Source organism: Cysteiniphilum sp. (assembly GCF_057495195.1).
Genome location: NZ_JBXTEF010000036.1, coordinates 1 through 8,918, shown reverse-complemented (window position 1 = coordinate 8,918; position 8,918 = coordinate 1). Strand labels below are relative to the sequence as shown.

Sequence of the window (8,918 nt, the reverse complement as noted above, 5' to 3'; positions counted from 1 at the left end):
TGTGATTTTATTCATCTTATCTTTAACTCAACCATTTTAAAACCCACTTACAAAAAGATCCCTATAAACCTATGTTTTCAAGAGGGGTGGCAGCCGTAGGCTGACGGGGTGTTTATAAAATCACAGTTCTTTTAAAGTGTGTAACTCCAGTTATAACGCTCATAGACGGCTGATGGAACAGCGGTAATTGTGCAAATGATTTGAAAGTTGGTTATAAGAAAACCGGCAGTACCTGAAAGAGCTTTTCAATCGTATAAACATGATCAAGATCGGTAATGGTAACAATGACATGATCTCCTGATTCAATCGTGTAATGATCATGTGCAACTAACACGGTGTCATCGCGGACGATAGCGCCAATGATAATCGCTTTTGGTAAGTTTAGCTCACTGATTTTCTTACCGACAATTGGTGAGCTGTCAGCTGTACCGTGTACGACAATTTCGCAAGCTTCCGCATGTCCTCCGTAGAGTGAATAGATATTTAGCATGTCACCTTTGCGCAAGTAGGTTTGAATCACACCAATGGTGATTCTCTGTGGTGAAATCGCGCGATCAATCGTGTGTGTTTCATCAACTAAAGCAGCATAGCTTAAGCTATTAACAAGAGCAATGGTGCTTTTAGCGCCCATTTTCTTAGCAAGCATTGCAGACATGATATTGGCTTCATCATCATTGGTTACCGCACAAAAGAGATCGGTATCATCAATGCTCTCGGCATTTAATAGCTCAGCATCCGAGGCATCTCCTGAGAGCACGGTGGTGTTATTCAATGTCTCAGCAGCTAAGTGACAGTTCTCATAATTGCGCTCAACGATTTTAACCAAATAATCATTTTCAAGCTTCTTAGCAAGTCCCATGCCGATATTACCACCTCCAGCGATAAAGAGTTTGCGACATGCCGTTTGTTGCGGTTGAAATTCGCGTAAAATCGCCGGAATATTAATACGCTCAGCAATAAAAAACACTTCATCTTCTTTTTGCAAAACGGTATCAGCGGATATAAGTAAGTTTTGTTTTTTGCGATAAATAGCAACAACACGTGCATCGATATCAGGAAGCTCTTGTCTAAACTCACGAATACTCATGCCATGAAGCGGTGAGTCTTTGGCAATTTCGCTTCCTGCTAACTGCAAGCGGCCATTAGCAAAATCAACAATCTGAAAACTACCAGGATGCTCAACTAAACGCACCAAGCGTTGAGTAACTAATTCAGAAGGGTTAATAATAAGATCAATTGGGATATTGTCATTATTAAATATTTGTGGGTAGCGCGCGTAATTTTTGTTACGTAAACGTGCAATTTTTGTAGGGATCTTAAAAAGACTATACGCAATCTGGCAAGCAACAATATTCACTTCATCGTTATTTGTTACTGCAATGATCATATCCGCATCGTTAGCTCCTGCCTCTTCAAGAATGTTGGGGTGTGATGCTGAGCCACAGATTGTTTTGACGTCAAAGTGATTTTGAATATGTCTTAGTTGTTCGGCTCTTTCATCAACGACGCTAATGTTATGATCCTTTTGTAAATTTTTAGCCAGTGAGCTGCCGACTTGTCCGGCACCTAAAATAATAATTTTCATAATTTTTCCTGTGTTTTATCACTTCTATGGCTTTTCCATAACACTTCATCATGTTGATCCAACTGATTAAAAAAGCGTGCCAACACAAATAAATAATCAGATAAACGATTTAAAAAACTTAAAATAAGCGGATTATGTGCTTTTGTCTGATCTTGGATCAAGGCAACATAGTGACGTTCTGCTTTGCGTGCTATGGTACGCGCTTGATGACTTAAAGCTGCACACTGTGAACCACCGGGTAAAATAAACTCTTTCAACGGTGGCAAAGATTCATTCCATTGATCAATTTGGGTTTCAAGTGCAGTAATCGCCTGATCGGTTAGTTGGCTAAATTGAGGGAAGGACAGCTCACCACCAATATTGAATAAATGATGTTGAATATTCTGTAGTTGATTGTTGATTTCAAGGTTGCTTGAAAAGGAGACAATCACACCAATGGCAGCATTTAGCTCATCAATCTGACCAATGGTTTCAATAATTGGTGCACATTTATCAATGCGAATATTATCTGAGAGGGCAGTGGTGCCTTTATCTCCGGTTTTGGTGTAAATTTTCGATAGTCTATGACCCATAAATAATTCCTTTAACGTTTATTAAAACCGATAATATAAACTTCTCGTGAACGGGCACGAGATGCGTCAGGTTTGCGAATAATGACTTTTTGAAAACGTTGTTGAACTGCCTTTACAAAGGGATCAAAGCCTTCACCTTGGAAAACTTTGGCTAAGAAATTGCCATGTGATTTTAGTGTGTTATCAGCAAAATCAAGTGCTAGTTCAACCAGGTACATTGATCCTGCTTGATCGGTATTACGATTGCCACTCATGTTTGGCGCCATATCAGAGATCACCCAATCAATAGACTCACCTTCAGTTAATTGCATTAAGGCTTCATAGGGTTCATCCTCGGTGAAATCTCCTTGAATAAAGGTTACATCAGGCAAAGGGTCCATCTCAAGAATATCTAAGGCAAACACCTTGCCTTTAGAACCAACAAAATCCGTTAAAACCTGTGACCAACCACCAGGAGCCGCACCCAGATCAACAACGGTCATGCCTGGTTTGAAGAGCTTATCTTTTTGCTGTAATTCCATGAGTTTGTAAGCTGCGCGTGATCTTAGACCATCTTTTTTAGATTGGCTAACATAATGATCATTATGATGTTCATCAAGCCAGCGTTTGCTGCTTTTGCTATGTTTGTTTTTTGACATTAACAAATAAAAGTGTCGTGCTAATTAATGTCAACAGTATATCACCTAGGAAAATATACAGTAGCTTACTTTTTTACTTTTTCATTTTTTGCATTTATTAAAAACGCGTAAAACATCATCTGCAGTTGCAATTTGATCGTTTTGAGCCTGTTGTAAACCTTGCTGCATTTTCTTGATCTGCCAATTGCGAAGGTTATCCTGCTGTTTACTTACAGCAGAGCCCTTATAGCTGGGATAAAGGTTGAGTAACATCAAAAATCAGCGCAAAGTAAACGATAAAGACACTCAGAAGTACCATACCATTAAAGACACTGGTGCGTCGTGAGGTGAAAGTAACTAAAGCAATTAAAAAGGTTAGTACCATAATGACAATCGATGTGCTATTTAATCCAAGAACTAATGGTTGCCCAAGGACAAGACTTATGACAAGTACCGATGGCACGGTAAGGCAAATAGTGGCAACGGCAGAGCCCATGCATAGATTGATAGAGCGTTGTAATTGATTCTTGTATGCCGATTGAATAGCGCTCACACCTTCAGGTGTTAAAACTAAGAGTGCGATAATAAAACCGCCTAGTTTACTGGGAAGTCCTGCCTCTTGAATGCTGAACTCAAGAAATCTCGCTAGGTTTTTTGATAAGGCGATCATCACGACAAGACCAAGTAGCAACATAATGACATGATAAAGCACTGAGCCCATCGGGTTGTGATGTTCCTCATCATCATCGTCTTCATGTCGATACTGAAAGTAATCTTTATGTGTTACGGTTTGTTTAATCAAAAAAACAGCATAAAGAATCACGCAAACAATAATGACAACAATGGATTGACTTAAGTTAAAGGTACCAGCATCAGTCGCAACAGTATAATTAGGAAGTATTAAGCAAACGGTTAATAAAAGAATAAGCAAGGAGATATAGGTGCTCGCACCTTCGGTATTATACATTTGTGTGTTATGTTTGATGCCTCCGGTTAATAGACTAAGTCCAGCAAAACCATTAACAGCAATCATAATCACGGCAAACATCGTATCTCTGGCAAGGGTTGGGTCCCCTTTACCAATCAGCATCATCGTGATGATTAATGCCACTTCAATTGAAATAACAGAAAGGGTTAGAATCAAGGTGCCATAAGGCTCACCAAATTTTTCTGCTAACCAATCGGCATGTTTAACGACATTAAAGGCGCAAACAAGCATCACGGCAAAGATAACAAAAGTTGTTGCTGCCGTGGCAAAATGACTAATGTTATATGGATCGAGACTTGAGAAAACCATATTTAATAGAACAAAGAGGATGATAGGCAAAATAACACCATATTCGGTTTTAATAAAACTTATTGTTTTGTGCATTTTACCTCCTCTTCATTCTTGTTTTTAAAAGCGCTCAGCCGATGCTTGCTGCCAGTATTTAGCATATTGCATTGGTAGGTTATTATCATCTAGTAAGCTATCTTTTTCAAGGTATTGATAGACTTCATCAAGTGATTGCACGGTTTTTTCATCAATGCGACGAATAACACGTGAGGCTGAAAGTTCACTTGGGTTTGTAAGCCCCATCGCACCAACCAGTTCAGTAAAACTTTTAACGGTTGCATCATGAAAGCGGTAAACGCGCTGCTTCTTATCATCAATATCTAGCGCTTTATATAATCGTGGATTTTGTGTGGCAACGCCTGTTGGACAGGTATTGCGATTACATTGTTTCGATTGAATACATCCCAAGGATAACATCATGGCTCGGGCACTATTGATTACATCAGCACCTAAGGCAATACGCTTGACCATGTCAAAGCCTGTCGCTGTTTTACCGCTGGCAATAATACAAATATGCTCGCGAATACCAGAACCAACCAATGCGTTATGTACAAATGCTAAAGCATCTTCAAGTGGCACACCAATATGATTAACGTATTCCTCAGGAGCGGCCCCTGTACCACCTTCAGCACCATCGATGGTAATAAAATCAGGGAAAATTTGTGTTTTTAACATGGCTTTGCAGATAGCAAAGAACTCGGTTTTGCGACCTATGCATAGTTTAAAACCAATGGGTTTACCACCTGAGAGCTCTCGCAGTTTGTGCACAAATTGACATAGCTCGACAGGAGTTGAGAAAGCAGTATGCGCAGGTGGAGATAAAACATCTTCACTCATCGGCACATCACGAATTTTAGCAATCTCAGGGGTGAGCTTCTCCTTGGGTAACACACCTCCATGAGCAGGTTTTGCTCCTTGTGAGAGTTTGATCTCAATCATTTTAATATCATCATATTGCGCCTGAATGGCAAACTTATCTGGATCAAAGTGCCCATCTTTAGTCCTGAAACCAAAATATCCTGTCCCAATTTGCAGACAAATATCTCCACCTTGGCGATGATACTCTGTTAAACCACCTTCACCCGTATTGTGGCAAAACCCACCAAGCTTCGCACCTTTATTAAGTGCCATAATCGCATTTTTGGATAAGGCGCCATAACTCATGGCCGAAATATTTAAACGCGATGAGATGTAAGGTTTGGTGCATTGATGGTTGCCTATTTGAAATTTAGGGTTGACATCTTTTGGATGAATGGGGGCTAATGAATGCAGTACCCACTCATAACCTGGTTGATTAATATCTCGCTCGGTACCAAAGGGAAGTGTATCTTCAATGCCTTTAGCACGTTGATAAACTAAAGAGCGAGTTTGCCGATCAAAAGGGCGCTCACTTTGATCTGTCGCAACAAAATACTGCTGAATCTCAGGGCGAAAGAACTCCAAGATAAAACGCATGTGCCCAAGGATGGGGAAGTTGCGTAGTATGGTGTGCTTTTTTTGTGTGACATCATAAATGGCAATAACAATAAGCGCGATAATAATAATGGCTACGGTAAGTTTGCTGTGTAGTAATGCTAATAATGCAAGAATAATAAGTAAGACAATGCCAAAGCCAATATACCATTTTCTACGTTCTGAAATATGAAACATAAATATTCCTTAGTGTTTAGTCCTATGCTCATATGGAATAATAGTGAGAAATATGAGAAATTCAATTTAAAACAACCATCGCCATCATTTGTAACATAACTGTAACAATTGATATTTATGCTGAGCAACGACTTAATTAAGTAGGAAGGATAGGTTTTGAGGCAAAGTGGGGATAGAAACTTTTTGAAGTTATTAATAGCTTTGGCATCGCTAACACTCATTATTTTTGTGTTGCTATTAATGAGTCTTATTGTATTTAGTTGGCCAAGTATTCGTGAGTATGGCATCTCTTTTTTGTGGAGTGATGCGTGGAATCCTGTGACTGAGCAATTTGGTGCTTATTCAGTTATCATTGGTACCTTGGTTACATCTATTTTGGCACTTGTAATTGCTGTGCCTTTTAGCTTAGGTGTCGCACTTTTAATCGATGAGTTATTGCCCAGACGCATAGGTAGGATCCTTGCACGACTAATTGAGTTAATGGCAGGGATCCCGAGTATCGTTTATGGCATTTGGGGGCTTTTTGTGCTTTTGCCGTGGGTGAAATCTTTGCAATTAAAATTAATGCCTTTATCACTATCTTGGCAGGCTAAGTTTTCAGCTCTTGCTGAAAGCGGCTCATTTTGGGCACACTTTGAGCCACTTGTTATGTTCTTTATCAAAAGCCTACCAACGGGCAGTAGTATCTTTGCCGCGAGTATTATCTTAGCCATTATGGTGATTCCTTTAATCTCATCGGTGATGCGTGATGTCATCAGTGCGATTCCGCAAGTGACGAAAGAAGCAGCATTTGGTATTGGTGCGACCAAGTGGGAAGTGACGAAAAATGTCATTTTCCCTTATGCCTTGCCTGGCATGATGGGTGCGATTATTTTAGGCTTTGGTCGTGCGCTAGGTGAGACAATGGCAGTGACCTTTGTGATTGGTAATGTCCATAGCTTGCAAGGTTTATTTATGCCAAGTGCGACCATCTCATCAGCTATTGCCAATGAGTTTAATGAAGCGTTAGGCACATTGTATCCTGCCGCATTAGTTGAAACAGGATTGATATTATTCTTAATCACTTTGGTGGTTTTACTGATATCACGTTGGATTTTGAAGCGTTACAAAGTAGGGGTGGCATAATGAGTATAATTGGACAAGTAGCACTTAAGCGCCGCATTAAATCAAATATCTTTGTCTCGCTGTGCTGGCTAAGCGCGATTATCAGCATCTTTTTCTTGTGTAGCATTTTATATGAGTTGGTAATGCGTGGTATGCCTAGCTTTAGCACGTATCTTTTTACACATGACACGAGAGAACTAGGACTTAGAAATGCAATTATTGGCTCATTGATGTTAACAGTTGGCGCCATCGTGATTGCAACACCGATTTCAATTTTAACGGCGACTTTCTTTGTCGAGTTTCGACAGTTCAGACGCACGATTAAAGTCTTACGCTTTATCAATGACATGATGTTAAGCACACCATCAGTGATTGTTGGTTTATTTATCTATACGCTTATTGTCGTTAACACCAGTTTTTCAGGTTATGCAGGAATCATTGCGCTAGCGGTTATCGCGATGCCAATGATTACGCGTGCTGCTGAGGATGTATTATATCTTGTATCCCCTATGCTAAAGGAATCAGCTATTGCACTAGGTGTGCCAAAGTGGCGTGTAATTGTGATGATTGGCTTTCGCTCGGCAAAGACGGGACTCATTACTGCTGTAGTGTTAGCTACCGCAAGAGTGATGGGCGAAAGTGCGCCATTGTTGTTTACCTCAGCAAAAAACAGCTTTTTAAGCTTCAATATGGGGCAAGCAATTGAGAGCCTACCGGTGATGATTTTTGAAAATGCGATGCAACCATATCCGGAGTTTCAACAAGTGGCATGGACGGCAGCACTTATTGTTACCGCATTAGTGTTGGTAATGAATCTAACGGCGCGTTGGATTGCAAAAGATAAATAACTGGTAATAAAGTAAAGAATAAGAGATGATCATGCAACAATCGACAGAATTTAAAAGCTTAAAAAAGTTAGAAAACATAGAAAGCACAGCACAAGCTCAAACTGATCATAGTAATAGTCAATTTGAAACTCAAGGGAGGGTGTTAAATTTGCCAAACAAGCAGTACTTAGCAGTAAAGAATCTTAACTTTTATTATGGTGATAGCAAGACATTACATGATATTAATGCAAGCTTCGCGCAAAATAAAATTACCGCATTAATCGGTCCATCAGGTTCTGGCAAGTCCACTTTGCTTAGAACATTAAATCGTATCTATGAGCTATATCCCAAGCAAACAGCCACAGGGCAGATTTTGTTACAAGGGCAAAATGTCTTAGAAAAAAATATCGATTTGAATCAACTGCGCAAAGAAATTGGCATGGTCTTTCAAAAACCAACGCCTTTTCCAATGAGTATTTTTGATAATATTGCCTTTGCCATTAAGTTGCATGAAAAGTTACCTAAGGCTGAATTGCAACAGCGCGTTGAAGAGGCGTTAAAGCAAGCTGCGTTATGGGATGAGGTAAAAGATAAATTGCAACAACAAGCACACGTCTTTCAGGTGGGCAACAGCAGCGATTGTGTATTGCGCGTACACTGGCAGTAAAACCTAAGATTTTATTATTAGATGAGCCAACATCAGCACTAGATCCTATTTCTACCAAGAAGATAGAAGGGTTACTCACAGAGTTAAAGGCTCAATATACGATTGTGATGGTGACACATAATTTAAAACAAGCTGAACGCTTATCAGACAGTACGATGTTTATGATTAATGGCGAGCTTGTCGAGTATGCTCCAACTGATGTATTCTTTAACGCACCTAAGGATCCACGAACGGTTGATTATATTCATAATGAATAACTGGAATTAGATATTCTAGATAAAGTTATGATTTTAATGGCTAACGGTTTATAACTTAAGATATAAGGATAAATGAATGAAACGAGTAAAATTTAAGAAAACTATATTGATTGGTGCTCTGGCAAGTAGCGCTATGGCTGTATTGGCATTATCAGGATGCAGTGAAAAGGCACATGAAAGTGATGGTAAATCAGGATCAAATCAATCAGTTATTATGGGCTCAGGCTCAAATGTGAATCAAGGTTTAAATTATGCACAGTATTTTTGTGCCAGCAACTCAGATGCTGCACATAGCCTTCCAAA

At 39.6% G+C, this 8,918-nt stretch carries 8 protein-coding genes and 1 pseudogene; 4 read left to right on the top strand and 5 right to left on the bottom strand.

What is annotated here, in order from left to right; translation table 11 throughout:
* Nucleotides 1-211 precede the first annotated feature (211 nt).
* The 5 genes from trkA to ACY10D_RS03505 form a co-directional block, all read right to left on the bottom strand.
* Entirely contained in the window at nucleotides 212-1,585 is a 1,374-nt protein-coding gene (gene trkA / locus ACY10D_RS03525) for a Trk system potassium transporter TrkA (protein WP_486999395.1), read from the bottom strand.
* Nucleotides 1,582-2,157, bottom strand: coding sequence for a cob(I)yrinic acid a,c-diamide adenosyltransferase (locus ACY10D_RS03520; protein WP_486999394.1), 576 nt, complete (start codon nucleotides 2,155-2,157; stop codon nucleotides 1,582-1,584). Before ACY10D_RS03520 ends, trkA begins: the two co-directional genes overlap by 4 nt.
* Before the next feature lie 11 nt (nucleotides 2,158-2,168).
* On the bottom strand, nucleotides 2,169-2,795 hold the full coding sequence (rlmE, locus tag ACY10D_RS03515) for a 23S rRNA (uridine(2552)-2'-O)-methyltransferase RlmE (RefSeq protein ID WP_192484330.1): 627 nt from the start codon (nucleotides 2,793-2,795) through the stop codon (nucleotides 2,169-2,171).
* Between the two features lie 223 nt (nucleotides 2,796-3,018).
* Entirely contained in the window at nucleotides 3,019-4,146 is a 1,128-nt protein-coding gene (locus ACY10D_RS03510) for a calcium:cation antiporter (protein ID WP_486999393.1), read from the bottom strand.
* Between the two features lie 24 nt (nucleotides 4,147-4,170).
* A complete protein-coding gene (locus tag ACY10D_RS03505; RefSeq protein ID WP_486999392.1) occupies nucleotides 4,171-5,760 on the bottom strand; it encodes an FMN-binding glutamate synthase family protein in 1,590 nt (529 codons plus the stop codon).
* 183 nt (nucleotides 5,761-5,943) lie between these two features.
* Here ACY10D_RS03505 and pstC point away from each other — a divergent pair, with 183 nt between their 5' ends.
* The 4 genes and pseudogenes from pstC to ACY10D_RS03485 form a co-directional block, all read left to right on the top strand.
* Nucleotides 5,944-6,885, top strand: coding sequence for a phosphate ABC transporter permease subunit PstC (gene pstC / locus ACY10D_RS03500; RefSeq protein WP_225630011.1), 942 nt, complete (start codon nucleotides 5,944-5,946; stop codon nucleotides 6,883-6,885).
* Nucleotides 6,885-7,712 (top strand): phosphate ABC transporter permease PstA, encoded by an 828-nt coding sequence (gene pstA / locus ACY10D_RS03495; protein WP_486999391.1) that lies wholly within the window; start codon nucleotides 6,885-6,887, stop codon nucleotides 7,710-7,712. Before pstC ends, pstA begins: the two co-directional genes overlap by 1 nt.
* A 25-nt stretch (nucleotides 7,713-7,737) precedes the next feature.
* A pseudogene (gene pstB / locus ACY10D_RS03490) lies at nucleotides 7,738-8,615 on the top strand (phosphate ABC transporter ATP-binding protein PstB).
* Between the two features lie 76 nt (nucleotides 8,616-8,691).
* Nucleotides 8,692-8,918: hypothetical protein (locus ACY10D_RS03485; RefSeq protein WP_486999390.1), on the top strand; the 227-nt coding region annotated here is incomplete at its 3' end.

Coding starts and splice junctions, on each gene's coding strand:
- trkA (WP_486999395.1), bottom strand. CDS start 1,585: ATGAAAATTATTATTTTAGGTGCCGGACAAGTCGGCAGCTCACTGGCT.
- ACY10D_RS03520 (WP_486999394.1), bottom strand. CDS start 2,157: ATGGGTCATAGACTATCGAAAATTTACACCAAAACCGGAGATAAAGGC.
- rlmE (WP_192484330.1), bottom strand. CDS start 2,795: ATGTCAAAAAACAAACATAGCAAAAGCAGCAAACGCTGGCTTGATGAA.
- ACY10D_RS03510 (WP_486999393.1), bottom strand. CDS start 4,146: ATGCACAAAACAATAAGTTTTATTAAAACCGAATATGGTGTTATTTTG.
- ACY10D_RS03505 (WP_486999392.1), bottom strand. CDS start 5,760: ATGTTTCATATTTCAGAACGTAGAAAATGGTATATTGGCTTTGGCATT.
- pstA (WP_486999391.1), top strand. CDS start 6,885: ATGAGTATAATTGGACAAGTAGCACTTAAGCGCCGCATTAAATCAAAT.